Source organism: Acidovorax sp. GW835-FHT14B10, from assembly GCF_058793725.1.
Genome location: NZ_JBXAGC010000006.1, coordinates 97,271 through 120,688, shown reverse-complemented (window position 1 = coordinate 120,688; position 23,418 = coordinate 97,271). Strand labels below are relative to the sequence as shown.

At 64.5% G+C, this 23,418-nt stretch carries 25 protein-coding genes and 1 tRNA gene; 10 read left to right on the top strand and 16 right to left on the bottom strand.

Annotation, left to right across the window (positions count from 1 at the left end):
• Window positions 1-252: 252 nt before the first annotated feature.
• The 10 genes from AC1Q5S_RS06940 to AC1Q5S_RS06895 all read right to left on the bottom strand — a co-directional run bounded on the left by AC1Q5S_RS06940 (window position 253) and on the right by AC1Q5S_RS06895 (window position 8,117).
• The gene (locus tag AC1Q5S_RS06940) at window positions 253-693 is read right to left on the bottom strand and encodes a single-stranded DNA-binding protein (protein WP_011489282.1); all 441 of its coding nucleotides are present in this window, start codon (window positions 691-693) and stop codon (window positions 253-255) included.
• 73 nt (window positions 694-766) lie between these two features.
• Window positions 767-1,294, bottom strand: a complete 528-nt coding sequence (locus AC1Q5S_RS06935; protein ID WP_003460292.1) for a DUF3158 family protein — start codon at window positions 1,292-1,294, stop codon at window positions 767-769.
• Window positions 1,291-2,070: a PFL_4669 family integrating conjugative element protein gene (locus AC1Q5S_RS06930; protein ID WP_011489281.1), complete on the bottom strand. Its 780-nt coding sequence runs from the start codon at window positions 2,068-2,070 to the stop codon at window positions 1,291-1,293. The genes AC1Q5S_RS06935 and AC1Q5S_RS06930 overlap by 4 nt, the downstream gene beginning before the upstream one ends.
• A 330-nt stretch (window positions 2,071-2,400) precedes the next feature.
• Complete coding sequence (locus tag AC1Q5S_RS06925; protein ID WP_003460288.1) at window positions 2,401-3,645, bottom strand: STY4528 family pathogenicity island replication protein; 1,245 nt, start codon at window positions 3,643-3,645, stop codon at window positions 2,401-2,403.
• Window positions 3,646-3,648: 3 nt separating this feature from the next.
• Window positions 3,649-4,209 (bottom strand): DUF2857 domain-containing protein, encoded by a 561-nt coding sequence (locus AC1Q5S_RS06920; protein ID WP_003460285.1) that lies wholly within the window; start codon window positions 4,207-4,209, stop codon window positions 3,649-3,651.
• 15 nt (window positions 4,210-4,224) lie between these two features.
• Window positions 4,225-5,877, bottom strand: a complete 1,653-nt coding sequence (locus tag AC1Q5S_RS06915) for a ParB family protein (protein WP_047351295.1) — start codon at window positions 5,875-5,877, stop codon at window positions 4,225-4,227.
• Window positions 5,870-6,127 carry a hypothetical protein gene (locus AC1Q5S_RS06910; RefSeq protein WP_003460282.1) on the bottom strand — a complete coding sequence of 86 codons (258 nt, stop codon included), beginning with the start codon at window positions 6,125-6,127 and terminating at the stop codon, window positions 5,870-5,872. Before AC1Q5S_RS06910 ends, AC1Q5S_RS06915 begins: the two co-directional genes overlap by 8 nt.
• Window positions 6,111-6,986 carry a ParA family protein gene (locus AC1Q5S_RS06905; protein WP_003460280.1) on the bottom strand — a complete coding sequence of 292 codons (876 nt, stop codon included), beginning with the start codon at window positions 6,984-6,986 and terminating at the stop codon, window positions 6,111-6,113. Before AC1Q5S_RS06905 ends, AC1Q5S_RS06910 begins: the two co-directional genes overlap by 17 nt.
• Before the next feature lie 43 nt (window positions 6,987-7,029).
• Window positions 7,030-7,242 (bottom strand): AlpA family transcriptional regulator, encoded by a 213-nt coding sequence (locus AC1Q5S_RS06900; RefSeq protein ID WP_003460278.1) that lies wholly within the window; start codon window positions 7,240-7,242, stop codon window positions 7,030-7,032.
• Between the two features lie 119 nt (window positions 7,243-7,361).
• Entirely contained in the window at window positions 7,362-8,117 is a 756-nt protein-coding gene (locus tag AC1Q5S_RS06895; RefSeq protein ID WP_003460276.1) for a hypothetical protein, read from the bottom strand.
• 585 nt (window positions 8,118-8,702) lie between these two features.
• Here AC1Q5S_RS06895 and AC1Q5S_RS06890 point away from each other — a divergent pair.
• The 9 genes from AC1Q5S_RS06890 to AC1Q5S_RS06850 all read left to right on the top strand — a co-directional run bounded on the left by AC1Q5S_RS06890 (window position 8,703) and on the right by AC1Q5S_RS06850 (window position 14,263).
• Window positions 8,703-9,047, top strand: a complete 345-nt coding sequence (locus tag AC1Q5S_RS06890; RefSeq protein ID WP_039964609.1) for an ArsR/SmtB family transcription factor — start codon at window positions 8,703-8,705, stop codon at window positions 9,045-9,047.
• Window positions 9,044-9,508, top strand: a complete 465-nt coding sequence (locus AC1Q5S_RS06885; protein ID WP_003460271.1) for an ArsI/CadI family heavy metal resistance metalloenzyme — start codon at window positions 9,044-9,046, stop codon at window positions 9,506-9,508. The genes AC1Q5S_RS06890 and AC1Q5S_RS06885 overlap by 4 nt, the downstream gene beginning before the upstream one ends.
• A gap of 12 nt (window positions 9,509-9,520) precedes the next feature.
• Window positions 9,521-10,018: an arsenate reductase ArsC gene (locus AC1Q5S_RS06880; RefSeq protein WP_003460269.1), complete on the top strand. Its 498-nt coding sequence runs from the start codon at window positions 9,521-9,523 to the stop codon at window positions 10,016-10,018.
• 10 nt (window positions 10,019-10,028) lie between these two features.
• Window positions 10,029-11,114: an ACR3 family arsenite efflux transporter gene (arsB, locus tag AC1Q5S_RS06875; RefSeq protein WP_003460268.1), complete on the top strand. Its 1,086-nt coding sequence runs from the start codon at window positions 10,029-10,031 to the stop codon at window positions 11,112-11,114.
• 16 nt (window positions 11,115-11,130) lie between these two features.
• Complete coding sequence (gene arsC / locus AC1Q5S_RS06870) at window positions 11,131-11,553, top strand: arsenate reductase (glutaredoxin) (RefSeq protein ID WP_003460267.1); 423 nt, start codon at window positions 11,131-11,133, stop codon at window positions 11,551-11,553.
• Window positions 11,546-12,268: an arsenical resistance protein ArsH gene (arsH, locus tag AC1Q5S_RS06865; RefSeq protein ID WP_003460266.1), complete on the top strand. Its 723-nt coding sequence runs from the start codon at window positions 11,546-11,548 to the stop codon at window positions 12,266-12,268. The genes arsC and arsH overlap by 8 nt, the downstream gene beginning before the upstream one ends.
• Window positions 12,269-12,656: 388 nt before the next feature.
• A tRNA-Leu gene (locus AC1Q5S_RS06860) sits at window positions 12,657-12,749 on the top strand.
• 283 nt (window positions 12,750-13,032) lie between these two features.
• Window positions 13,033-13,668, top strand: a complete 636-nt coding sequence (locus AC1Q5S_RS06855) for a DUF6806 family protein (RefSeq protein ID WP_303833609.1) — start codon at window positions 13,033-13,035, stop codon at window positions 13,666-13,668.
• A 76-nt stretch (window positions 13,669-13,744) separates the two neighbouring features.
• Window positions 13,745-14,263, top strand: coding sequence for a M48 family metallopeptidase (locus AC1Q5S_RS06850; RefSeq protein ID WP_303833610.1), 519 nt, complete (start codon window positions 13,745-13,747; stop codon window positions 14,261-14,263).
• A gap of 61 nt (window positions 14,264-14,324) precedes the next feature.
• Here the strand turns inward: AC1Q5S_RS06850 and murI are convergent, their stop codons facing one another.
• Both murI and AC1Q5S_RS06840 read right to left on the bottom strand, forming a co-directional pair.
• On the bottom strand, window positions 14,325-15,185 hold the full coding sequence (gene murI, locus AC1Q5S_RS06845; protein WP_303833611.1) for a glutamate racemase: 861 nt from the start codon (window positions 15,183-15,185) through the stop codon (window positions 14,325-14,327).
• A 98-nt stretch (window positions 15,186-15,283) separates the two neighbouring features.
• Window positions 15,284-16,852, bottom strand: a complete 1,569-nt coding sequence (locus AC1Q5S_RS06840; RefSeq protein ID WP_303833612.1) for a fumarate hydratase — start codon at window positions 16,850-16,852, stop codon at window positions 15,284-15,286.
• Window positions 16,853-17,056: 204 nt separating this feature from the next.
• Here AC1Q5S_RS06840 and fumC point away from each other — a divergent pair, with 204 nt between their 5' ends.
• The gene (gene fumC, locus AC1Q5S_RS06835) at window positions 17,057-18,463 is read left to right on the top strand and encodes a class II fumarate hydratase (protein ID WP_303833613.1); all 1,407 of its coding nucleotides are present in this window, start codon (window positions 17,057-17,059) and stop codon (window positions 18,461-18,463) included.
• A 110-nt stretch (window positions 18,464-18,573) separates the two neighbouring features.
• On the opposite strand, the gene proX is transcribed toward fumC, so the two are convergent.
• The 4 genes from proX to AC1Q5S_RS06815 form a co-directional block, all read right to left on the bottom strand.
• Window positions 18,574-19,587, bottom strand: a complete 1,014-nt coding sequence (gene proX, locus AC1Q5S_RS06830; RefSeq protein ID WP_303833614.1) for a glycine betaine/L-proline ABC transporter substrate-binding protein ProX — start codon at window positions 19,585-19,587, stop codon at window positions 18,574-18,576.
• A gap of 71 nt (window positions 19,588-19,658) precedes the next feature.
• On the bottom strand, window positions 19,659-20,915 hold the full coding sequence (proW, locus tag AC1Q5S_RS06825; RefSeq protein ID WP_303833615.1) for a glycine betaine/L-proline ABC transporter permease ProW: 1,257 nt from the start codon (window positions 20,913-20,915) through the stop codon (window positions 19,659-19,661).
• Entirely contained in the window at window positions 20,912-22,168 is a 1,257-nt protein-coding gene (gene proV / locus AC1Q5S_RS06820; RefSeq protein WP_303833616.1) for a glycine betaine/L-proline ABC transporter ATP-binding protein ProV, read from the bottom strand. Before proV ends, proW begins: the two co-directional genes overlap by 4 nt.
• 585 nt (window positions 22,169-22,753) lie before the next feature.
• Window positions 22,754-23,353 carry a TIGR00645 family protein gene (locus AC1Q5S_RS06815; RefSeq protein WP_303833617.1) on the bottom strand — a complete coding sequence of 200 codons (600 nt, stop codon included), beginning with the start codon at window positions 23,351-23,353 and terminating at the stop codon, window positions 22,754-22,756.
• Window positions 23,354-23,418: the final 65 nt, after the last annotated feature.

Here is a 23,418-nt window from a genome sequence, read left to right as displayed (position 1 = left end):
TGGAGTTGCTGGGATCGAGCATGCCGAGCACCACCGGGGGCAGCAGCAAACAAGCGGCACACGGCGGCGACCGCTTTCACGGGATGGAAGGGCTTGTGCGGGGATGGCGAGTGGCCGGAGGTATGCGGGTCGGGAGCGGCGATTCGCGGGTACGCGTGGAAGTCAGTGGACGTTGATGGAGCTATCCCCTGGGGATAGCTCGCGGCGCATGGAGGGCGGCTAAGCACCGCGGCAGCCGCCCTCCGTGCCGGGTCACTTCCTGCGCTTCGTCTCTTTCGGCGCGGTCGATTCCTGGTCGGCCTGCGGCTTCGGTTCTGCCTCCTGCGGCTTCGGGCTGAGGACCACAGACTCGATGCGGTACGGCAGGATGCCGACGCTGCGCGCGTTGACTTGCCAGGTCTCGCGTGGCTGATCTTCGTTGTCCGTCCAGGGCTCGCGCTCCATGCGGCCGATCACCAGCACCCGCATACCCTTCTGGTAGAGGCGCTGCCAGTGCTCGGCGTCGCGGTGCCAGATTTCCACCGGCGCCCAGAAGCCGCCACGGTCCTCAAAGGTGCCATCCTTCTTGGGAACGGGGTTGTCGAAATAGACGTTCAGGCGCAGCAGGCGGGTGGGCTCGTCGTTGCCATTGGGGAATTCGCGGTACTCCGGTGGCGAGCCGATGTTGCCTTCGCCAGAAAAATGCGTGCTCATGGTGTGATCTCCGTGGTGGTTGAAATACCCGTGCCTCGTCGGCGCCGGGCGCGTGCTGGGATGGCTGGCGCAATCACCGATCGCGCATTGCGGGTGGGGTGGACGTGAGCCGGCGCAGGTAGGCGTTGTCTGCCTCGGCCGCTTTGCTGGCGCATTCCTGCGCCTGCCTGCCCAAGGTGTGCAGCAGGCTGATCTGCATGTTCAACGTGATGCGCTGCAGCTCGATCGCGTGCAGGTCGGCCAGCAGGTTGGCCGGCGTGCTGGTGCTCGCCATCAGCTCCTGCCACAGGGCTACGCCCATGGCCGAGCGGTCGTGCTTGCGCCAGCGAAGGAACGTCGTTCCCGCGCCAGTTGTCTGCTGGGCCAGCTCGATGGGTAGCAGGTGGAAGGGATGCCCGACTGCCTGTTGCAGCACCTGTCGCTGCGCCAAGCCAATCAGTTCGTCGCGCATGGCGAAGCACTGGCTGGCCCAGGCCTCGAAGTCCCCTTTACCTTTAAAAGGCTTTAAAAGGCCTTTTAGAGAGGCCGCGTGTTCCAGCCGCATGAAGGCTTCCTGTTGCAGGCCCCGGAAGTAGCGGATCGGTTGGTTCAGATCGCTCATGCCGGTTCGTCCTCACCGGCTGCGGTTTCGGATGGCTCGGCAGTGATGGCTTCATCGCCGGACGGAGGCGCTGCGGCAGAACCATCGCTGCGCTGTTGCAGGCCACGGCGCGCGATGGGCGGCGCAAACTTCGAACGGCGTGTGCCTTCGAGCACCTCCTGGGGCAGTTCGCCGAACTTCTCCAGCGCCGCCCGCGCTGCGGCATTTTTGGCCGCGAAGTCGTCCCGGGTGCAGCCCGAGTAGCGGTACTGCTGCGCCAGACTGAACAGGCTGCGCAGCGCGTGGGCGCCTTCGTTGAGCCAGCGCTCCAATGTCGAGCGATCGATCAGCGCGGTGTGATGGGCGAGGATCAACTTGCGGGCGATGTCGTCGTAGTCGGCCAGGAGATAGACCGCCGCGAAGCCGAGCTGCGCGTTCACAAACAAGGGGAGCTTCACCGGCTGCACGTTGAGGTTTTCGCCCAGGCTCAATGCTGCGGGTACGCCGGCCAGCGCCTGGTCAACTTGCTCGCGCAGCGATTGCAGCGTGGATTTGGTCTGGTCGAGCTTTTCCTCGATGCGCAACATCCACCAGTCGCTGTACGGGTCGTCTTGCTCCGATCCGCGCTTCATCTTGTTCATCACGGCGATGTAGCCGTTGAGCCCGACAATGCCCGGCCGCCCCTCAGCGGCGGCACGCCCATGCCAGATGCGCGAGGCGTGGTGGGTGTGAAGCGTCAGCGACATCGCGCTGCGCAAGGAGCCGAGATTGAGTTGTAAAGGTTCGTTGGTTGCCATGGTGACCGCCCGCTGTGGAACAGGAGCCGTCAGGATCGACACGCAACGGAAGGCAGTCAGTCAACAAACCGAAATGAATCAGTCCCCGGTTGTCGTGGCAGTGCCAGCCCGAGGCACGAGCTATCCCCAGGGGATAGCTCCATCAAACGCCATGGAGCGCTGTTTGCGCGAATGTCAGCGTCGCTCCTGAAACCGGCGCCATTGCAGTGCGGTGGACGAAAGTACCGGGCCGTACCTGTCGGCGTTACGCCTTGCATTACATCTATCCCCTGGGGATAGCTCTACTGACGGCCACGGATGTCTGCTTCATGACCATGCCGCTCGTAACGATCAGCTCTTGCGCAGAAGGTCACGCAGCCGTTCGATGTGCTGTTTGGCCACCTCGGGTGGAACCACATTGCGTGGTGCCTCAGACGGCGCATCTCGCGCGGCGGTGGGGGGTGCTGTCGCGCCAGCCTGCTTGGCCCACGCGTTGAACTCGCCACGGATGGCGCGCTGGATGATGCCGAACAGGTAGCCGGCCGGGTTGCGGATGGTGTTGCCGCGACAACGATCGGCCCATTCGTCCAGCACGGCCTGACGCAGCGGGACATCGACCTGCTGCAATGCCACCATCGCCCCGGCCTGCTGCTCTTCTTTCAAACCAAGGAAGCGATCAGGCAAGCGGACACCTTGCATCGCGCGCACCTGCCCACGCTCGCGCGCGGTAGTACGTACTTCATTAATACGACTACTACGTACAGTACGGTCCTGCTTCGGATTCCGAAGAGAGCCGTCTGACGCGGGTTTCGGCCCTGCTTCGGATTCCGAAGACGGGTGCTCGGGATTCCGAAGAAGGCTTGGAGCCCCTTCTTCGGAATCGTGAACCATGTCCTCCTGTGGATAACTCTCTTGCGTCCCGATGCCCTGGCTGGCGAGGCGTTCGGCAAGGACCTGCAGCCGCGAGGGCAGCGTGCGGCCGGACAGCAACGGGTCTTCGGCGATCTCCTTGAGGGTGTGCAGACCCACGACCTGAACGGCCTTGGCCGAGTGGCCCAGAGCCTGGCTGACGAGCTGCAAGTAGTCTGCGTCGAGCTGCATCGCCTCGAATGGAGTCAAGGGCTCGTCGTGCAGAACATAGAGGTTGCCGAGAATACGGCCGGTCTTGGGGTCGCGTCTGCGCCGCACGAGACTCAACCAGCGTGTCAGGCGCAACAGCGTCAGCGCGCGTGCGACGGTCTCGTGGGAGGCTTGTCCAGCGCAGGGTGTTGATGCGAGCCATGGCCGAAGTTGCTCATATGTCGGAAACGCAGTGACGCCATCCTCGTTGAGCATCATCCGAAACACTTGCCACGCATTGCGCTCCAGCGGTGTCAGGCGTCGGTCGAGAAAGAGCCGCCGCGGCACGCTCTCGTGACGATTGCCGCTGAAAAGGAAACCGTCACCAGATGTTGACCCAGGCGACGGTGCAGATGCAGGTGCGGATGCGGGCGCCCGGGGTTTGGGCGCAAGGTCTTTCAGCGCGCTGTCGAACAGATCAGCGAGGGCGACGGGGCCATGGCGTGATGCTCGTGGTGCTGAGTCATCCACGGCCATAACTCAACCCAATCCTTGATCGATCCAGCCTTTGATCGCAGCCCAGACCACCGACAGCGGCAGTTCCATGCCTTCGGCGAGGTCCATTGCCGCATCAAGGACCGAGGTTTCGTCCTCCAGATCGACATTCCTGCTGTTGGTCACGGCCTTCCAGCGCCGCCACAGTTCCGTGTCCTGCTCCTCGTCCAGAACCGGATGGCGCCCCTTGCGTTTGGGCAGACCGAGAACTTCGCGTCGTAGCGCGACTTCCTGATGCGTAAGCCCGTAGAAGCGACTCACCATTTCCGTACTGGCGCCCAGGCGCAGCATGCGATCGACGGTGGCGATCTCCTTCTCCACGTCCTGCGCCTGCTTGAGCAAGCGTCGGAGCACTTCGCGGTTCACGGAGACAGAGCACCAGGAGACGTTGGCATTGGCCAATACGCTGATCAGCGCTGGATGCTTGAGCGCATCCAACTCTTCCTCCCCGAACCCCATCGCCTTGCATCGACGCAATTGGCCGTTGCGCAGGTCGTAGAGCGCCTGGGCGAGGACGGCCTGATTGAGTGGGTTCGGTGCGGACATGCTGGCATCCCTCGCTCAGGTCCCAGAACCGACAGCGCCGGCTTCCAGGTCCAGTAGGCGTCGGGCCAACCGCAGCAGTCGGAACAGCTTGACCAGCGCGGTGTCGCTCAATCGCAAGGCCGCATCGTCCTGGCCGTGCAGCAGTGCCGGCAGGTCGGTGACGATTTGCCCGCTGTCCAAGCCGACGTCGGCCGGCGGCTGACCGGCCAGAGAAACCAGCAGCGCGAGCACGGCGCGTCCCAGGGGCGACGAAGGCCGGGCCTGGGCGCGGCACGCGAACCCGATGCCATCGGGACGATCCGCGACGTACTCGTCCAGCTCGGCCTCGCCTGCGATCTCGCGCGCGAACTGCGCGATGTGGATGCGTAGCCGATCGGGCGTATCCAGTCCAGGGTCGATATACCAGATGTCCGAGATGGGATAGAGGCCACCGGCCTGCACTGGAATCGACTGCAACACGTTGGCTGAGAAATCGGGCGGTAGCGCATCGCCTAACTGATCGGCGACCATGCGCTGGATGGACTGGAGCCGCTCCGTCGTTGGTGCCGGGGAGATGATGTGCTCCTGAAGCAAATCGCCGACCCCTGCCGTAGGGCTAGCCGCGGAGGCCTCCCTCGGGGCCGTGTCGTCCTCGCGCCGCGTGGGCGCGGCCGCTGCATGGCCTGGACGTGGTGCAGGCGTGATAGTGGATGGTGCTGATTCAACCGGCGGTCGCGCGATGGCCCCAGGCTCAGGCAATGCGGGCGGCGCTGATGGCGGCGTCGGGTCGCTGACCAACGCACGGTGACGGCTCTCCGATTCGGTCAGGTCCAACGCCAGTACGTCGTAGTCGATGCCCAGCAATTCGGACATCTGGCCGATCAGCTCGTCTTGCACTCGCTGCGGCGAAAACTCGTCAGCCTGCGTGTCGAATTGCGACAGCACTTCCTGAAAGAAGCCGTCGAAATCCAGAGGAAGAGAGCGGCCTTTGGCGTACTGCTCCCAGGTGCGTTCACAGGCCTTGCGCATGACCGATAGCCGCTCGACCTGGTGGCGGCCCAATCCGCCATAGAGCACGGTCGGGATCGCGGGCAGCAGATAGCGGACCGCATCGACCATGCGGCTGATGTGCGACTGCTGTACCGGGTAGCCATCGGCGGCCAGGCGGCGAGCCAGTTCGGACTGGCTCAGCGTGGCGCCGCTTTCCTCTTCGTAGAACTCACGCGCTTTCTCGACGCCGAGGGCTCGCTCGATGAACGTCAGCCCGCCGCGTAGCTCGTTCTCCGCAAGGTGCCCGGTCAATGCGACGATCTCGCCACGTGCGGGCCAGGGGCGGAACAAGCACGATATGCGGAAGAATCGCTCGTCCTTGGTCTCCGACCAGAGTTCACGCAGGATCGCCAGCCGCGTGTTGCCGCCGTTGCGGATGATGTAGTGATCTTCGCCTGGACGGCGCGTGATGGCCGGCGCCGCATCCAGGCCGCGTTCACGGATGGATGCCTTGATTTCCTCGTAGGCGGAATTGCGCTTCTTGCGTGGATCGTGATCGTAGGGACGCAACTGGTCTAACGTCACGACCATCGGCGTGTCGACAATCGGGTCGCTCAAGGCGGTGGCGGATGGACCGCTACGTTCGAACCCGGCGGCAAGCAGCTTGCCAGCCATGTCCTGGGACCTCATATCAGCCATGGCCGCATTCCTTTACGCTCGCGGCCTGGGCTTGGGCCTGGCGCTCGGCACGGCGGATCTGCGCGCGGGCGTTGAGGGTCGCCCGGTGGTCGCTCGCGGTCGAGCTGGTGTAGATCGCGGCGCAGCCGACCTTGGTGAACTTGAGGTGTCCACCCGGTGTGCGCTTGACGTGCCAGCCTTCGCTGATCGCAAATTCGATCAGGACGCGTAGCCGCTTATGGCCGCGGGCCAGTTCATGTGCGCTTGCCATGCTGCCTCCCAGTCTCAGAAGGACGCTGCGGGCGGCCGGACACGAAGGCCAATTGATCCTGCCATTGCGGGAACAACTCGCTGGCAAGGGCGCGCATGGTGTCGAGCGCGGCTGGCGCGACTCTGCCCGGTGGCTGTCGGTACTCGACGCGATGCACCGGCAGGCCGCGGGTCGCAGCGCGCGGATAGGCTTCGATAGCCGGCACGTCAGTACCCAGCACACGGATGCCGGCATGCTCCTGGAACAGGTCGCGCAGGGCCTGCTGGATCAGCCGCGCGTTGGCGGACACGGGGTGGACGCGGTTGATGAGCAGGTGCAGCGGCGGCGGTTCGATGCCGAGGTGTCGGTACGGCGCGATGTCCTCCAGCAACTGCATGGTGCCGCGCCGCAACTCGCGGGCCGCGAGGATTTCCGGGGTCACGGGCGACAGCGCAAGATCGGAGGCGAGCACGGCCATCTCCAGCAAGACGCTGCGCGCGCCCTGGGTGTCGATCAACAGCAGGTCATAGAGAGGCGCCAGCACCGGCAACAGATGGCGTAACCGCAGGCGCCCGTCCGGCGCATGCAGCAGCAAGGTGTTCAGTTCGCCTCGGTGGTCGTTGGAGAGCACCAGGTCCAGGCCCGCGATGCTCGTGCGGGACACGAGCCGGTCGAGATCGCGCTCGTTGAAGGCCAGCAGCTCGTAGATGCCACCGGGCGCGCGGTGGGCCAGTTCGTAATAGGACGACAACGTGGGCTGCACGTCGAGGTCGAGCAGCAGTACGCGCAAGCCCGCGTCGGCGGCAAGACCGCCGAGGTTGGCTGCGGTGGTCGTTTTGCCGACGCCGCCCTTGGTCGAGATGATGGATACCACCTGCATGGCGCTCTCCGTCTAGGGATAGGGAATTCCGAGGGAGAGCCGCTCAGGTGCGATTGTTGAGGCGTTCGGCGATCCATTGGTCGATCTCGACCGAATCCCAGCCCACTGCACGCACGCCCAGACGCAGCGCCTGGGGGAACTTGCCGGCACGCATCAGGTTGTAGATGTGGGCACGCTTGAAGCCGGACTTGGCCTCGACTTCATCGAGACGCAAGATGCGGCGCTCGTTGGGCGGTAGTACAGGTATCTGCGACATGGCGGTCACTCCTGAACGCTCAGTGGCGTTTGTTGGCGTGACACCTATTCAAATGTCGACTTCTGTCTCAGGCCACCGTAAATGCGGTTTCCGTGACCGCAGATTCGGGCTTGCAAATCTCAGGAAACGGCGGCCCGCAGCTTGCGGCGGGCTTGTGCAAACTTGGCTTGCAGCGTGCGATCGGTAATGCCCATGAGTTCGCCGTGATGCGCGATCATCGCGGTAGCGATAGCTTCTTGGCTATTGAAACTGGAATACGGTGTGCCCGACGGGGATTGGCCGAGCATCAGTTCCAGCATGGTGCCGATGATGTGGAGGTAGGTGGCCTCGGCCCGGTCGCTGATGGGGCATTGCGCGCAGGCGGGAATGACCGTGGACTGCTTGAGTAGCGCGTCGTGCTGTTCTTGCAGCTCGCGCATTTGGCGCTTGCACTGCTCCAGAGCGGATTTAAGGGCCAATCGCTCGACCAGCATGGCTTGGCCGGTCTCCAGGGAGATGACGGGATGGGCGATGCGTTCGCTGCGAGAGAAGAGAAAGCCGGGCCGCTGCTCGGGGTAGTGCTGGCGCATCCAGCGCTTCAGATCGACGTGGCGAACCGTCAGATCAAGGGACTCGATCAGTGCGGTATCGCGTGTTGTGATGCCGTTCTGCCCGAAGGGCAGTTCCCCATTGAGGATGCCGTCGTAGATTCGGTCGGTGTATAGCCGCAGTTCGCCCCAGCGCGGGCAATCCAACGACTGTGGCAGATTCCTTGGCGATAAAACCGAGGCCAGGATCACCTGCTCGTATCGCAGCAGCCCAGCCCAGCGGATGGACGCTTCGATCGGGCGGTAGAACACCTTTGATGTTGGTGCATCATTCTTGTTCTCGTGCATGCTCCGTCTCCTTCCAGGAGAAGAACTACATGGCCGACTCCTTTGACGCCGACCCCGTGGTCGGGCAGTTGTCTGTGTAGGAAACGAGCCCCGAGGCCCGGTCCGTCATGGGTGCTTGAGCACTTCTCACCAGTGCGCTTTTACCGGTGGCTGTCATGTGCCCAATGTGCAAAAATTCATCGGCCGCTAGAAGGTCGAGCATCGGGACGTAGGCTCGACAGTGACGCTCACGCTATCAGCGTCGTAATAAGTTGCGGATTCTGCAAACCTGTCTCGGTATGGCCTTATATGCCAGCGGTTTCACAAGGCGCGACGGGGATGGTGGTCGGTGTCCAGGGTCTAGGAAAACGTAGCGAATCCACGCCTGTCATACCCGCCCAGGCATCCTGATATAGCGATAAAGAATCGCGCCCGTCGCCGACGCCGTTGGCTCGAAGCCTGTTTCGCACGTCGATGTGCGCCCTTCGACAAGCCAAATGTGGCCATGTAAACGAGCTTGCGTCAGTTCCGACATTCTCGGAAGCATCCATCGAACCGTTTCATTTTTTGGTGACGATGATTCAATAGATGTTGTATTATCGAATAATGAACGAGACCCAAGCCATATCCGCCCTGAGTGCCCTGGCCCACGCCCAGCGGCTGCGCGTGTTCCGCGCCCTGGTCGTCGCCGGCCCGGAGGGGCTCACCCCCAGCGTCCTGGCCGACCAGCTCGACGTGGCCCGCAACACCTTGTCCTTCCACCTGAAGGAGTTGTCCCATGCTGCCTTGGTCTCGATTGAGCAGCAGGGCCGCAACCTGATCTACCGTGCCGACTTCGCCCACATGAACGGGCTGCTCGGCTACCTGACCGAGCACTGCTGCCAAGGCTGTGTGTGCGAGGCCAACGCCACTTCCCGCACCTGCACCTCTGCTGAAAGGACTCTCCCATGAAGCGCTTCCACGTCCATCTGCACGTCGATGACCTGAACCGCAGCATCGGCTTCTACTCTCAACTGTTCGCCGCCCAGCCCGCGCGCATCGAGGGCGACTACGCCAAGTGGATGCTCGAAGACCCCCCGGTGAACTTCGCCATCTCCACACGCGGCAGCAAGCCCGGCATCGACCACCTGGGCATCCAGACCGACGACGCCGAGGAACTGGCCGCGTTGAAGGCTCGCGCGCAGGCCGCCGACATGGCGCTGCTCGACGAAGGCGCCACGACCTGCTGCTATGCCCGCAGCGAGAAGCACTGGATCACCGACCCGCAAGGCGTGGCCTGGGAACACTTCCACACGCTCGGCAACATTCCCGTGTTCAACGAGGCTCAGCCATCCGCGACCGGCGCGGCCGCGGCGTGCTGCGCGCCCCGCAACGAACGTGCGGCCGCGAAGCCGGCTTCATCCTGCTGCTGATCCGAGGCCCGCATGACCACAGAGACCACGTACAACGCGCTGTTCATCTGCACGGGCAACTCGGCCCGTTCGATCCTCGCCGAAGGCATCCTCAACGAGCTGGGCGCAGGCCGCTTCCGCGCCTACTCGGCGGGCAGCCATCCGAAGGGCGCAGTGCATCCGCTGGCACTCGCCACGCTGGAGCGGCTGCACCTGCCGGCGACCGGCTACCGCAGCAAGAGCTGGGACGAGTTCGTGGTGCCCGGTGCGCCGGTGTTCGACTTCATCTTCACCGTCTGCGACAACGCCGCCGGTGAGGTTTGCCCGGTGTGGCCGGGGCGTCCGATGTCGGCGCACTGGGGCGTGCCCGACCCGGCCGCCGTCGAAGGCACCGAGGAGCAGCAGCGCAAGGCCTTCATGGACGCCGCGCTGACGCTCAAGCGCCGCATCGAGCTGTTCCTGTCCCTGCCGCTGCAGCGTCTCGATGCCATGTCGCTGCAGCACGAGCTGCACAGCATCGGCACGAAGTGAGGCCAGCACGATGAGCGCGACCAGCCAAGTCCTGCGATCGGCGCAGGCGCCAGAGCCCATGAGCGTCTTCGAGCGCTACCTGACGGTGTGGGTGCTGCTGTGCATCGTCGCCGGCATCGCCCTGGGGCAGTTCGCGCCCGGCGTGTTCCAGGCCATCGGTCGCATGGAAGTGGCCCAGGTCAACCTGCCGGTCGGCCTGCTGATCTGGATCATGGTGATCCCGATGCTGCTCAAGGTGGACTTCGGTGCGCTGGGCCAAGTGCGCCAGCACTGGCGCGGCATCGGCGTGACGCTGTTCATCAACTGGGCGGTCAAGCCGTTCTCGATGGCGCTGCTGGCCTGGCTGTTCATCCGCCAGGTCTTTGCCGACTGGCTGCCGGCCGACCAGCTCGACAGCTACGTGGCCGGCCTGATCCTGCTGGCCGCCGCACCCTGCACGGCGATGGTGTTCGTCTGGAGCCGACTGACCGGCGGCGACCCGGTGTTCACGCTGTCGCAGGTGGCGCTCAACGACACCATCATGGTGTTCGCCTTCGCGCCCATCGTCGGGCTACTGCTGGGCCTGTCGGCAATCGCGGTGCCGTGGGACACGCTGCTGACCTCGGTGGTGCTCTACATCGTCATCCCGGTCATCCTTGCGCAGGTGTGGCGCCGCGCACTGCTGCGGCGCGGCCAGGCCGCGTTCGATGCCGCGCTGGCGGGCATCGGCCCGCTGTCCATCGTCGCACTGCTGCTGACGTTGGAGCTGCTGTTCGCCTTCCAGGGCCAAGCCATCCTGCAGCAGCCGCTGGTGATCGCCATGCTGGCGGTGCCGATCCTGATCCAGGTGTTCTTCAACTCCGGCCTGGCCTACTGGCTCAACCGCAAAGTGGGTGAGAAGCACAACATCGCCTGTCCCTCGGCGCTGATCGGCGCGAGCAACTTCTTCGAGTTGGCCGTGGCCGCCGCCATCAGCCTGTTCGGCTTCCATTCCGGCGCGGCGCTGGCCACCGTGGTCGGCGTGCTAATCGAAGTTCCGGTGATGCTGCTGGTCGTGCGCGTGGTCAACCGCTCACGCGGCTGGTACGAACGCGACCCGAACCCTGCCCATAGATAACCTAGGCACTTCCACCATGAGCAACATTACGATCTACCACAACCCCGCTTGCGGCACGTCGCGCAATGTGCTGGCCCTGATCCGCAACAGCGGTGAGGAACCTGCGGTCATCGAGTACTTGAAGACGCCACCCGACCGCGAGACGCTGACCACGCTGATTGCCGCGATGGGCGTTCCCGTGCGCACCGTCCTGCGCAAAAAAGGCACGCCCTACGCGGAACTGAGTCTTGACGACCCGAAGTGGAGCGATGCGCAGTTGATCGGCTTCATGCTCCAGCATCCCATCCTCATCAACCGGCCCATCGTGGTCACGCCGCTGGGCGTACGCCTGTGCCGCCCCTCGGAGAGCGTGCTGGAAATCCTGCCGCAGCCGCAGCGCGGCGCGTTCAGCAAGGAGGACGGCGAAGCCGTCGTGGATACGGAGGGGCGCCGTGTCTGAAGCCTGCTCCGATCTGCCCAACCTCGACGTCGCACTGTTCCAGCCACCCGATGCCGAGCGCCTGCTGGCACCCGAGTGGGCCACGCATGCGCCGCGTTTCCTGTTGCTGTACGGCTCGCTACGCGAACGCTCGTACAGCCGGTTGGCAGCAGAAGAAGCGGCGCGTATCTTGCGCGCGCTCGGCGGCGAGACACGCATGTTCAACCCCTCGGGTCTTCCGCTGGTGGACGATGCCCCGGCCGATCATCCCAAGGTCAAGGAACTGTACGAACTCACGCAGTGGGCCGAAGGCATGGTGTGGTGCTCGCCCGAGCGCCATGGCGCTATGACCGGCCTGATGAAAACCCAGATCGACTGGATTCCGCTGTCGGTCGGCGCGGTGCGCCCGACCCAAGGCAAGACGCTGGCCGTGATGCAGGTTTCGGGCGGCTCGCAGTCCTTCAACGCGGTGAACCAGATGCGCGTGCTGGGCCGCTGGATGCGCATGCTGACCATCCCCAACCAGTCCTCGGTCGCCAAGGCGTGGCAGGAGTTCGATGATGCCGGGCGCATGAAGCCCTCGGCTTACTACGACCGCATTATGGACGTGATGGAGGAACTGATGAAGTTCACGCTGCTCACGCGCGGCGCGGCACCGTACTTGGTGGATCGCTACAGCGAGCGCAGGGAAAGTGCCGAGGAGCTGGCCAAACGCGGGCAGCAGGCGACAGTCTGATGCGGCGCCATCCACCTAATCGAGCCGTTTGCGGCGACCTCGTGGAATGCATCTGTCATTGCTTGACCGCCCGACGGGAAAAGAGGTTCCTGGAGTTCCATGGAAGCGAGTGGATGAATCTGTTGGCGGGGACGAAAAATTAGGCTACAATCTAGGTCTTCGCTGGCCACCTCGGCGAAGAAAGTGTTTGGGAAACAACGACTTACTGCTCTAGTAAACGTCTCGTTTCCCGCTCCAGATATGCAAGGGAAGCTTCGGCTTCCCTTTTTTCTTGGTGAGAGCGATATGTCGGCGGTGCTGGCATGGCCCTCGCTGGATACGACAGGGGCATTGCGTGTCCGCGCGCCCCGGGTTACGCTGCGATGCAGGTGTGCGTTGGGCAGCCGGCGCCCCGATGGTGAAATTGGTAGACACTGCGGACTTAAAATCCGCCGCTTTCCTGAAAAGGGGCGTGCCGGTTCGACCCCGGCTCGGGGCACCACGAAGAGCCTGTTCAATGTTTTTTTGGAGATCGCATTGGAGTGCAATCGGGAGGAGTGGATGCTACGGATGCGCCGCATGGGCTCATGCCCTTGCAAGCAGCCGAGGCGTCCAATCGCCCAATTTCCTCCAACCCTTCGGGCAAGTGCCTTGCCGGGCGGTCTGCGGCGTTGCGGCACTTGTTGATAGCCGAGCTATCAACCGCGCACCACGCCTAGCATCCCATCCCGGCAAGGTACTTGTGCGACTCCAAAAAGACATTGAACAGGCTCTAGGATTCAATCATGTCAAGTTACAACGCTCCCTTTGAAATTCATGTCCACGGACAGGTCCAGCTGCGTGCCGACGCGAGCTTCGAGCAGCTCCAGGATGCGCTCAAACCCCTTTGGAAATATGCTGGAGCCCGCTCGCTGGCCGATGGCGCGGCGAGCGCCTACGAAGAAGAGCCCGGCATCAAGTTCGACGCGCAAGAGCATATGTTGCAGATGTGCTGGACGGTGCGTGGCGATGAAGATTTCCGCCAGTCGCTCGATGAGATGTGCATGAGCCTCAACGAGCTGGCCGAACTGGGTGCCGCCATCGAGGTGACGTTCTATGACGCCGATTTCGACGAAGACGAGGAAGACGATGGCACCGAGTCGCGTGACGATTTCGTGATGCTGTTCGTGGGCCCCACGCCGGCGGCCATCATGCAGGTGCAGCGTGACCTGCTGGTGCAGGATGTCGTGAACATGATGGAGCGCCACTTTGACGGCGCCGAACTCGGTGGTGTGGTGGCCGAGATCGACAAGCTGTTCACGCAGCGCTTCGATGCCCTGGTCAATTCGCTGGAAATTGGTAAACCTCCGCGCGGGTCGGGTGGGCCAGGTGGCTCGGGTGGCGGGCACGGCGGCGGGCGCCGACCGCGCCATCTGCACTGAGAAACGCTGGTAGGGGCCGCGGCGCCACGGGCCTTGCGCTGCGTGCAACACACGTGCAGCCCCTGCGGGTGATTTGATGACAACCGATCTGCCTTACCTGCGCAGCTACCCTCCATCGCTGCAAGACCAGGCCCGGCATGTGCTGGGCCAGGGGCAGCTGGGTGCGGTGCTGCTGCGCAAATATCCCCAGCCCCACGCGGTGCGCAGCGACAAGGCCTTGTACGACTACGCCGCGGAACTCAAGTCCCGCTACCTGCGCAACGCAGGCACGGTGAACAAGGTGGTTTTTGACAGCAAGATCCATGTCGTGCGCCATGCGCTGGGGCTGCACACCTCGGTGTCACGCGTGCAGGGCAACCGCCTGGCGGCCAAGCACGAGATCCGCGTTGCGGCGATGTTCAAGCAGGTTCCGGACGAGTTCCTGCGCATGATCGTGGTGCACGAGCTGGCCCATCTGCGCGAAAAGGACCACGACAAGGCGTTCTACCAGCTGTGCGAGCACATGGAGCCGCAATACCACCAGTACGAGTTTGACGTGCGCCTGTACCTCACGCACCTGGAGCATGCGGGCGAGCGCTTGTGGGCGGCGCAATAGCGATCAATTAAATAGCTTCTGGCGCTTCATTCATAGCGCTATGGCCTGATTGGATCTGCATTCAGGGGATGGCAACGGTACCGCAGCAGTCGGGCGGCAGCTGCAGCCAGCGCGCTGCCGCCGCCTGCAATGGTGCGAGGGCACCCGTGGTGAGCAACCGGATGGGGACGGGTATCTGGGCGACCGCATCCTCTGGCGCCAGCAGCGCATCCTTGTGCAGCAGGCGCCGTGTCTGCCGGGCCACCGGTTCACCGGTTTCGATCAGCCGCACCTGCGGGCCCACCAATGCGCGCAGGTCGTCCACCACAAACACATAGTGCGTGCAGCCCAGCACCAGCGTGTCGATTTCGCCCGGTTCAGTGCCAAATTGGCCCATGGCGCTGATGTAGCGTGCGCAAAGCGCTCTGGTTTCTGTTGCGGACGGGTCGGTGGCCAGGGGCAGCGCCGTGCTGTGCTCGATGGCGCGGGCCAGACCATCGCAGGGCTGGACCACGAACTCGGCCTGCCCGGCCAGCGAAGTCAGCAGCCTGGAAAATTTGCCACTGCCCAGCGTGCTCCGCGTACCGATGACGCCGATGCACCCGGTTTGGCTCAGCGCGACTGCCGGCTTGAGGGCGGGTTCCAGGCCCACCAGCGGCAGGTCGGGCTGGCTGCTGCGCACTTCATGGATGGCGGCGGCCGTGGCCGTGTTGCAGGCCACCACCAGGGCCTTGATGTGGTGCTGCTCGCGCAGGTAGCGCGTGATGGCGTGGGTGCGGGCGCACACAAAAGCGTCGCCACGTGCGTCGCCGTAGGGCGCATTGCCGCTGTCGGCCAGATAGACAAAGCGCTCATGGGGCAATTCGGCCTGCAGTGCCTGCAGCACGCTCAGGCCCCCAATGCCACTGTCGAAAACGCCAATGGGTTGCGCGGCAAGGTTCATGGTGTCAGGGCGAACAAGAAAAGGCGGCATGGCGGCGGGCACCCGCTGTGCGCGGGTGGTGCCTGGGGGCGACAAACCCGCAGCCATGCCCGGCGGCATCAGGCGGCCGCGACTTCGATGCCCTTGAATTCGCCCGTGGCGATGCGCTTTTGCCACTCGGCCGGGCCGGTGATGTGCGCGCTGGTGCCACCCGAATCCACGGCCACGGTGACGGGCATGTCCACCACGTCGAATTCGTAGATGGCTTCCATGCCCAGGTCTTCGAAGCCCACCACCTTGGCGGTCTTGATGGCCTTTGACACGAGGTAGGCGGCGCCGCCCACGGCCATCAGGTAGGCCGATTGGTGGTTCTTGATGGACTCGATGGCCACGGGGCCGCGCTCGGCCTTGCCGATCATGGCGATGAGGCCCGTCTGCTCCAGCATCATGTCGGTGAACTTGTCCATGCGCGTGGCGGTGGTCGGGCCTGCGGGGCCCACGGCCTCGTCACGCACGGGATCGACCGGGCCCACGTAATAGATCACGCGGTTGGTGAAGTCCACGGGCAGCTTCTCACCCTTGGCCAGCATGTCCTGGATGCGCTTGTGCGCGGCATCGCGGCCCGTGAGCATCTTGCCGTTGAGCAGCAGCGTGTCACCGGGCTTCCAGCTGGCCACTTCTTCCTTGGTGAGCGTGTCGAGGTTGACCTTCTTGCTCTTGTTGTAGTCGGGCGTCCAGTCGACGTTGGGCCACAGGTCCAGGCTCGGGGGCGTGAGGTACACGGGGCCCGAGCCATCCATCACGAAGTGCGCGTGGCGCGTGGCGGCGCAGTTGGGAATCATGGCAATCGGCTTGCTGGCCGCGTGCGTGGGGTACATCTTGATCTTGACATCGAGCACCGTGGTCAGGCCGCCCAGGCCTTGGGCGCCAATGCCCAGGGCGTTGACCTTCTCGAACAGTTCCAGGCGCAGGGCCTCGACCTTGTCGAGCGCGGGGCCGCCGGTCTTGGCGGCTTCGGCCTTGGCCTGCAGCTCGTACATGTCCAAGTCGTCCATCAGGCTTTCCTTGGCCATGAGCACGGCCTTCTCGGCGGTACCGCCGATGCCGATGCCCAGCATGCCGGGCGGGCACCAGCCGGCGCCCATGGTGGGCACGGTTTTCAGCACCCAGTCCACCACGCTGTCGCTGGGGTTGAGCATGTACATCTTGGACTTGTTTTCCGAGCCGCCGCCCTTGGCCGCCACGGTGATGTCCACGGTGTTGCCGGGCACGATCTCGGTGAAGATCACGGCGGGGGTGTTGTCCTTGGTGTTCTTGCGGTCGAACTGCGGGTCGGCCACCACGCTGGCGCGCAGGGTGTTGTCGGGGTGGTTGTAGCCACGGCGCACGCCTTCGTTGATGGCGTCGTCCAGGCTGCCGGTGAAGCCTTCCCAGCGCACGTCCATGCCCACCTTCAGGAAGACGTTGACGATGCCGGTGTCCTGGCAGATGGGGCGCTGGCCGGTGGCGCTCATCTTGCTGTTGGTCAGGATCTGGGCGATGGCGTCCTTGGCGGCGGGGCTTTGTTCGCGCTCGTAGGCACGGGCCAGGTGCGCGATGTAGTCGGCGGGATGGTAGTAGCTGATGTACTGCAGCGCGGCGGCGATGGACTCGATCAGGTCGGCTTGGCGAATGGAGGTCGTGGTCATGGCAGGTGGGGTCAGTGGGGAAAATCGCGAACCCGAATTATCCCCCTGCGGGCTTGTGCGGCGCTGTCAGGGGTTGATCGAGGCTCCCGTGGGCGGTGGTGGCGCCCCCGGGGGGTGGCGCAGAACCGGGGGAGGTGGGTATGCTGCGGCCTGGTGGCTCGAACCTTTCTTCATTCGCTCGCAGAGCGGCAAGGCACAACCGTGATGACATCCCGACCTGAAGTGGCCGCAGTCCGCACCGAAAAAGACAGCTTCGGCCCCATCGACGTGCCCGCCCAGCGCCTGTGGGGCGCGCAGACCCAGCGCTCGCTGCAGCACTTTGACATCTCGGGCGAGCGCATGGCGCCGGAGCTGATCCGCGCCCTGGCCCAGGTCAAGCGCGCCAGCGCCTATGTCAACAACGCGCGGGGCCTGCTCGATACCGCCAAGACCACGGCCATCGTGGCGGCGGCCGACGAGGTGATCGCCGGCGGCCACCTGCAGGAGTTTCCTCTGGTGGTGTGGCAGACCGGATCGGGTACCCAAACCAACATGAACATGAACGAGGTGCTGGCCAACCGCGCCAGCGAGCTGCTGGGTGGCCCGCGCGGCGAGGCGCGGCTGGTGCACCCCAACGACGAGGTGAACAAGAGCCAGTCGAGCAACGACGTGTTCCCCACGGCCATGCACCTGGCCGCCGTGGATGCGCTGGTGCACCGGCTGCTGCCCGCCCTGCAGCAGCTGCGCGCCACGCTGGCGGCCAAGGCAGCAGCCTTTGACGGCATCGTCAAGATTGGCCGCACCCACCTGCAGGACGCCACGCCGCTCACCCTGGGGCAGGAAATCTCGGGCTGGGTGGCGCAGCTGCAGCACGGCGAGCAGCATGTGCGCGCCGCATTGCCGCACCTGTGCGAGCTGGCCCTGGGTGGCACCGCCGTGGGCACCGGGCTCAATGCCCCTGCCGGCTATGCCGTGGCGGTGGCCCGCGAACTGGCCGACCTGACCGGGCTGCCCCTGGTCACCGCGCCCAACAAGTTCGAGGCCCTGGCCAGCTGCGATGCGCTGGTGCATGGCCACGGTGCGCTCAAGACCCTGGCGGCCAGCCTGATGAAGATTGCCAACGATGTGCGCTGGCTGGCCAGCGGGCCGCGCAGCGGGCTGGGCGAGATCACCATCCCGGAGAACGAGCCGGGCTCGTCCATCATGCCGGGCAAGGTCAACCCCACGCAGTGCGAGGCGCTGACCATGCTGTGCGCCCAGGTCATGGGCAACGACGTGGCCATCAACATCGGCGGGGCCTCGGGCAATTTCGAGCTGAATGTGTTTCGCCCCCTGGTGATCCACAATTTTCTGCAGAGCGTGCGCCTGCTGGCCGACGGCATGGCCAGTTTTAACCACCATTGCGCCCAGGGCATCGAGCCCCACCGCGCGCGCATGGCCGAGCTGGTGGAGCGTTCGCTGATGCTGGTGACGGCCCTGAACACGCACATCGGCTACGACAAGGCCGCGCAGATCGCCAAGAAGGCCCATGCCGAAGGCAGCAGCCTGCGCGACGCGGCGATGGCCTCGGGCCATGTCACGGCCGAGCAGTTTGACGCCTGGGTGGTGCCCCAGGACATGGTGGGCCGATAGCTGAAAATACCCAGGACACGGTGTTTCGCTGGGTATGGTGCTATATAAAAAATAGCTCAATGCGCTTATGGATAAAGCGCTGCAGGTTGATGTGATTGAACTTTTGCGCGCTATTTCGCCGCCGCAAGCGCCTGCGCGATCCAGCCGTCAAAAGTCTTCTGGTGTGCCTTGATCCAGCCATCGGTGTGGCGCGCCACATCGCTGGCCTTGTTTTCGCCCCGGCCCATGCGCAGGTTCTGGGCGTTGATGTCGGCCACCGGCAACTGCATCACCTCAAACAGCCGGGCGGCGGCCGGGTTCTGCTCGGCAAAGGCCTTGTTGGCCACGATGTGCTGCTGGTTCACCTTGAAGCCATAGTTCTTGCCGTTGGGCAGGCGGGTGTCCTCGCCTGCCGCAGCGGGGGTGTCGGGCACTTCGAGCCAGACCACATCGGTGCCAGGGCGCAGCACGGCGCTGACCCAGTAGGGTGTCCAGGTGTAGTAAAGGATGGGCTGGCCCTGCTTGAAACGGGCGATGGTGTCGGCAATCAGCGCGGCGTAGCTGCCCTGCTTGTGGCTGATGGAGCCACTCAGCTGGTAGGTCTTGAGGTGCCGTTCGATGGCCAGCTCGCAGCCCCAGCCGGGGTTGCAGCCGGTCAGGTCGGCCTTGCCGTCGCCGTCGGTGTCAAACAGCTGGGCCAGCTTGGGGTCCTTGAGCTGGGTGAGGTGGGTGATCTGGTAGCGCTCGGCGGTCTTCCTGTCGATCAGGTAGCCCTGGGCGGCGTTGCCGGAGTACACGCCCTTGCGGTAGAGCTTGGTGTCGCCGCCGCTGTTTTGGTAGAAATCAGCGTGCAGCAGGTTCCAGTGGGTGGCCATGAAGGTGGCGTCGCCACTGGCGATGGCCAGGTGTTCGGTGGCGGGCTCCAGGTCCTTCATGGGCTGGACGTCATAGCCCAGCTTTTCGAGGGCGCGCGCGACCAGCAGGGTCTGGAAGGCCTCTTCGGCGAGCGAGCTTTTCAGGGGCTGCACGCGAACGCCCTTGCCGGGCAGGTTCTGCGCATGGGCGGCACCCGCCAGGCCAATGGCCAGCAGGCTGGTGGCGAGGGCGGTTCTGGCGGTGTGGGCAAAAAATGAGTGACTGGTCATGGCTGCGGACTCCTTGAATGGGGGATCGGAACAATCGACGGATGGGCGTGGCGGGCCAGGCCGACCGCCTTCTAGCGGCGCGCTGGCGCCAGCCGGGCCGGGGCGTCAGGCGCTGCCGAAGTTGCGGACGCTGTGGCGGTGGTCATGCGGCGCAGCAGGCGCCAGGCCAGGCCCGCGGGGCCGGTCTGCCACCAATGGCGCACGCCCCGGCGCGGCTGGCCCATGGCCTGGGTGATGCGGTCCAGCATGACGGCCAGCAGCACAATGCCCAGGCCGCCCACGGTGGCCAGGCCCATGTCCAGGCGGCCAATGCCGCGCAGTACCATCTGGCCCAGCCCGCCCACTGCGATCATCGAGGCGATCACCACCATCGACAGCGACAGCATCAGCGCCTGGTTGATGCCCGCCATGATGGACGGCATTGCCAGCGGCAGCTGCACCTTGACCAGCATTTGCCAGGGCGATGCGCCGTAGGCCCGCGCGGCCTCGATCAGGTCGGGGCGCACCTGGCGCAGTCCCAGGTTGGTCAGCCGCACCAGCGGCGGCAGCGCGAACACGATGGTCACGATCACGCCCGGCACGTTGCCAATGCCAAACAGCATCACCACCGGCACCAGGTACACAAAGGCCGGCGTGGTCTGCATGGCATCCAGAAACGGGCGCATCCAGCGCTGGGCGCGGTCGCTGGCTGCAAGCACAATGCCCAGCGGCAGACCGATCACGATGCAGAACGCCAGCGAGGTCAGCACCAGCGAGAGCGTGACCATGGCTTCGGACCAGATGCCCAGCAGGGCCACCACCATCAGCGAGGCCACGGTACCCAAGGCGATGGCGCGGCCCGCGAACTGCCACGCCAGCAGACCCATCAACGCCACCATGGCCAGCGTGGGCACGCTGGTGAGCAGGCTTTCCACCCAGGTGAGCGTGCCGTCAATCGGCGCGCGCACGGTCTGGAAGAACGGACGGAAGTTCTGCACCACCCAGCCCAGGCCTTCGTTGATCCAGGCCTGCACGGGCAGGGAGCCGTCCCACAGTTGCCCCACCTGCCAGGCGTCGGCTGCGGCATCACCGCCGGTCGAGGGGGTGGTTGTTGCTTGCGCCGGGGCATCCAGCCAGCTGCTGGCGCTGTCGGTGGCGGTCTCCGCCGGGGTGGCGCCCCAGGGGTCGGGGCTTTCAGCGGGGGTGGCCAGGACGGGCGCATCCGGCGCGGCTGCAGGCTGGTCCCACGGGGTGACGGCCGGGCTGGATTCGCTGGCTGTCGCCCACGGATCGGTATCGGCCGGCGGTGGCAGCACGGAGGCCTCGGGTGTGGGCAGTGCATCGTTCATGCGAGGCTCCTTTCTGGGGCACGGGTTGCCACGGGGAGCGGCGAGGGCGGAACCGGCGGGGTGTCGCGGTCCAGAAACTTCAGCAGGGTGGTTTTGCTGACGGCGCCCTGAAAGTGGCCTTGGGGCCCCACCACCGGCAGGGCGCAAGGCGCCTGTGCCACCTGGCCGAACAGGTCGGCCACGGCCGCGTCGGCGGCAATGGGCTCCACGTTGGACAAGAAGGCATGCTGCAAGCCCAGCGGCCCCACATGGCCGTCCAGCGCGGCGCGCAGCGAGTCGGCCGACACGGTGCCCAGGTAGCGCTGCGTGGGGCTGACCACGTAGGCAAAGTCGCCGTCCTGCTCCTCCAGCTGCTTGAGTGCGGCGCGCGAGCCCCGGTCGCTGTGCTCGGACACCACGGTGAAGCGCTGGCGCGCAATATCGCCTGCCTTGAACACGGCGGCGGCATCCACACCGCGCACGAAGCTGCGCACATAGTCGTTGGCGGGGTTGCGCAAAATGTCGTCGGGCGTTCCCACCTGCACCACCTGGCCGTCTTTCATGATGGCGATGCGGTCGCCGATGCGCATGGCCTCGTCCAGGTCGTGCGAGATGAAGACGATGGTGCGCCGCTTGACCTGCTGCAGGCGCAGCAACTCGCTTTGCATCTCGGTGCGGATGATGGGGTCGAGCGCCGAGAAGGCCTCGTCCATCAGCAGGATGGAGGGATCGGATGCCAGCGCGCGCGCCAGGCCCACGCGCTGCTGCATGCCGCCCGAAAGCTCGTCGGGGTAGCTCGCCCCCCAGCTGGCCAGGCCCACCTGTTCCAGCGCCAGCGCGGCTTGCGCCTGGCGTTCGGCCCGGCCCACGCCCGCCAGTTCCAGGCCGAGGGCGGTGTTGTCGAGCACGTTCATGTGCGGCATCAGTGCGAACGACTGGAACACCATGCTGATGTCCTTGCGCCGCAGGGCGCGCAGCTGGCTGCTGGTCAGGCGGCTGATGTCGGTGCCATCCACCAGAATGCGGCCGGCACTGGGCTCGATCAGCAGATTGAGCAGGCGCACCAGGGTGGATTTGCCCGAACCCGACAAACCCATGACCACGAAGATTTCACCGGCTTCGATGGTGAAAGTGGCGTCGAACACGCCGATCGAGTGGCCGGTGCGCTCCAGAATTTCCTGCTTGCTGCAGCCCTGGCGGACCAGCTCCAGTGCCTTCTGCGGCGTTTCGCCGAAGATTTTGAAGACATGGTCGATGGTGATTTTTTTGGCCACGTTGGTGGATCTCCCTCGTTGAACGGATGGAACACAGCCCTGTCCGCCATGGGCGGACAGGTTCGGAAACCAAGCGAAACCCTGATGCGGCGGCCAACCCCGGCTGCGATCAGCACGGAGGACGGTGCGTAAGGTAGAAGCCTGGCGGCGCCAGGTCGGCCCGGATGGCACGCAAGGTGGTGCGCAAGGGCCTGAGGGGTGTTCCGCGGGAGCCGGGGTGGGGACTCCTGGACCACGGTTGCCACCGGGCGCAGGCACGGTGGCGGGGCATCAGGGCCGAAACTTCGGCGGACTGGAGTGACCGCAAGGGCCACGCCAGTGAGACATTCATCCCGAGTTCGGGTGAATTACCTGCGTTGCAGGTGGTTAATCAGCTTTGAATTATATGAATTTGGTGTTTTTGAGTCAAAACACTGGTTATTTTCATTGTGGTAGTCGCGCGCTGGAACAACCCAATGAACTCCCCCGCATACCCCGGGATGTCGGTCGGCCCTCTCCGTGACAGGTATTCTGATGCTATTAAAAAAATAGCTGCTAGCGCTTTATTCATAAGCGCTAACAGCTAATTTCGTTCAAAACCAGAAGTTAATGCCTGTCGTGGCCGCTGTTGAGCAGCTTGTCGGTGTAGGCAATGGCCAGTGCGCTGGCCAGGAAGACCACATGGATGATGGTCTGCCACATCAGCACCTTCACGTCGTAATTGGCGGCGTTGATGAAGGTCTTGAGCAGGTGGATGGAACTGATGCCGATGATCGACAGACCCAGTTTCACCTTCAGCACCGAGGCATTCACATGTCCCAGCCATTCGGGCTGGTCGGGGTGGTCGTCCAGGCCCAGCCGGCTCACAAAGGTTTCATAGCCGCCCACGATCACCATGATGAGCAGGTTGGAGATCATCACCACGTCGATCAGCGCCAGCACGACGAGCATGATCACGGTTTCGTTCAGTGCGGTGATCTGCACCTCGGGCTTGTAGCCGATGCTGGTGACCAGCGCCTGCAGCGCCGTCTGGCTGCCGAACACGGCCTCGACCAAGTGCGACAGTTCCAGCAGGAAATGCCATACGTACACGGCCTGCGCCGCAATCAGCCCGAGGTAAAGCGGCAACTGCAGCCAGCGGCTGGCAAAGATCAGCGCGGGCAGCGGACGCAGGGGAGACGGGGCTTTGGGCGTGGGGGTGGACATGAAGGCCTGTGCAGGAAATGAAATGAGGCCAGATTTTAGGTTGTGCATGGGCGCACAGGTTGTAA

Excerpts from the sequence above, each read along its gene's own strand:
- AC1Q5S_RS06940 (WP_011489282.1), bottom strand. The coding sequence starts at position 693 with ATGAGCACGCATTTTTCTGGCGAAGGCAACATCGGCTCGCCACCGGAG.
- AC1Q5S_RS06935 (WP_003460292.1), bottom strand. The coding sequence starts at position 1,294 with ATGAGCGATCTGAACCAACCGATCCGCTACTTCCGGGGCCTGCAACAG.
- AC1Q5S_RS06930 (WP_011489281.1), bottom strand. The coding sequence starts at position 2,070 with ATGGCAACCAACGAACCTTTACAACTCAATCTCGGCTCCTTGCGCAGC.
- AC1Q5S_RS06925 (WP_003460288.1), bottom strand. The coding sequence starts at position 3,645 with ATGGCCGTGGATGACTCAGCACCACGAGCATCACGCCATGGCCCCGTC.
- AC1Q5S_RS06920 (WP_003460285.1), bottom strand. The coding sequence starts at position 4,209 with ATGTCCGCACCGAACCCACTCAATCAGGCCGTCCTCGCCCAGGCGCTC.
- AC1Q5S_RS06915 (WP_047351295.1), bottom strand. The coding sequence starts at position 5,877 with ATGGCTGATATGAGGTCCCAGGACATGGCTGGCAAGCTGCTTGCCGCC.
- AC1Q5S_RS06910 (WP_003460282.1), bottom strand. The coding sequence starts at position 6,127 with ATGGCAAGCGCACATGAACTGGCCCGCGGCCATAAGCGGCTACGCGTC.
- AC1Q5S_RS06905 (WP_003460280.1), bottom strand. The coding sequence starts at position 6,986 with ATGCAGGTGGTATCCATCATCTCGACCAAGGGCGGCGTCGGCAAAACG.
- AC1Q5S_RS06900 (WP_003460278.1), bottom strand. The coding sequence starts at position 7,242 with ATGTCGCAGATACCTGTACTACCGCCCAACGAGCGCCGCATCTTGCGT.
- AC1Q5S_RS06895 (WP_003460276.1), bottom strand. The coding sequence starts at position 8,117 with ATGCACGAGAACAAGAATGATGCACCAACATCAAAGGTGTTCTACCGC.
- AC1Q5S_RS06890 (WP_039964609.1), top strand. The coding sequence starts at position 8,703 with ATGAACGAGACCCAAGCCATATCCGCCCTGAGTGCCCTGGCCCACGCC.
- AC1Q5S_RS06885 (WP_003460271.1), top strand. The coding sequence starts at position 9,044 with ATGAAGCGCTTCCACGTCCATCTGCACGTCGATGACCTGAACCGCAGC.
- AC1Q5S_RS06880 (WP_003460269.1), top strand. The coding sequence starts at position 9,521 with ATGACCACAGAGACCACGTACAACGCGCTGTTCATCTGCACGGGCAAC.
- arsB (WP_003460268.1), top strand. The coding sequence starts at position 10,029 with ATGAGCGCGACCAGCCAAGTCCTGCGATCGGCGCAGGCGCCAGAGCCC.
- arsC (WP_003460267.1), top strand. The coding sequence starts at position 11,131 with ATGAGCAACATTACGATCTACCACAACCCCGCTTGCGGCACGTCGCGC.
- AC1Q5S_RS06855 (WP_303833609.1), top strand. The coding sequence starts at position 13,033 with ATGTCAAGTTACAACGCTCCCTTTGAAATTCATGTCCACGGACAGGTC.
- AC1Q5S_RS06850 (WP_303833610.1), top strand. The coding sequence starts at position 13,745 with ATGACAACCGATCTGCCTTACCTGCGCAGCTACCCTCCATCGCTGCAA.
- murI (WP_303833611.1), bottom strand. The coding sequence starts at position 15,185 with ATGAACCTTGCCGCGCAACCCATTGGCGTTTTCGACAGTGGCATTGGG.
- AC1Q5S_RS06840 (WP_303833612.1), bottom strand. The coding sequence starts at position 16,852 with ATGACCACGACCTCCATTCGCCAAGCCGACCTGATCGAGTCCATCGCC.
- fumC (WP_303833613.1), top strand. The coding sequence starts at position 17,057 with ATGACATCCCGACCTGAAGTGGCCGCAGTCCGCACCGAAAAAGACAGC.
- proX (WP_303833614.1), bottom strand. The coding sequence starts at position 19,587 with ATGACCAGTCACTCATTTTTTGCCCACACCGCCAGAACCGCCCTCGCC.
- proW (WP_303833615.1), bottom strand. The coding sequence starts at position 20,915 with ATGAACGATGCACTGCCCACACCCGAGGCCTCCGTGCTGCCACCGCCG.
- AC1Q5S_RS06815 (WP_303833617.1), bottom strand. The coding sequence starts at position 23,353 with ATGTCCACCCCCACGCCCAAAGCCCCGTCTCCCCTGCGTCCGCTGCCC.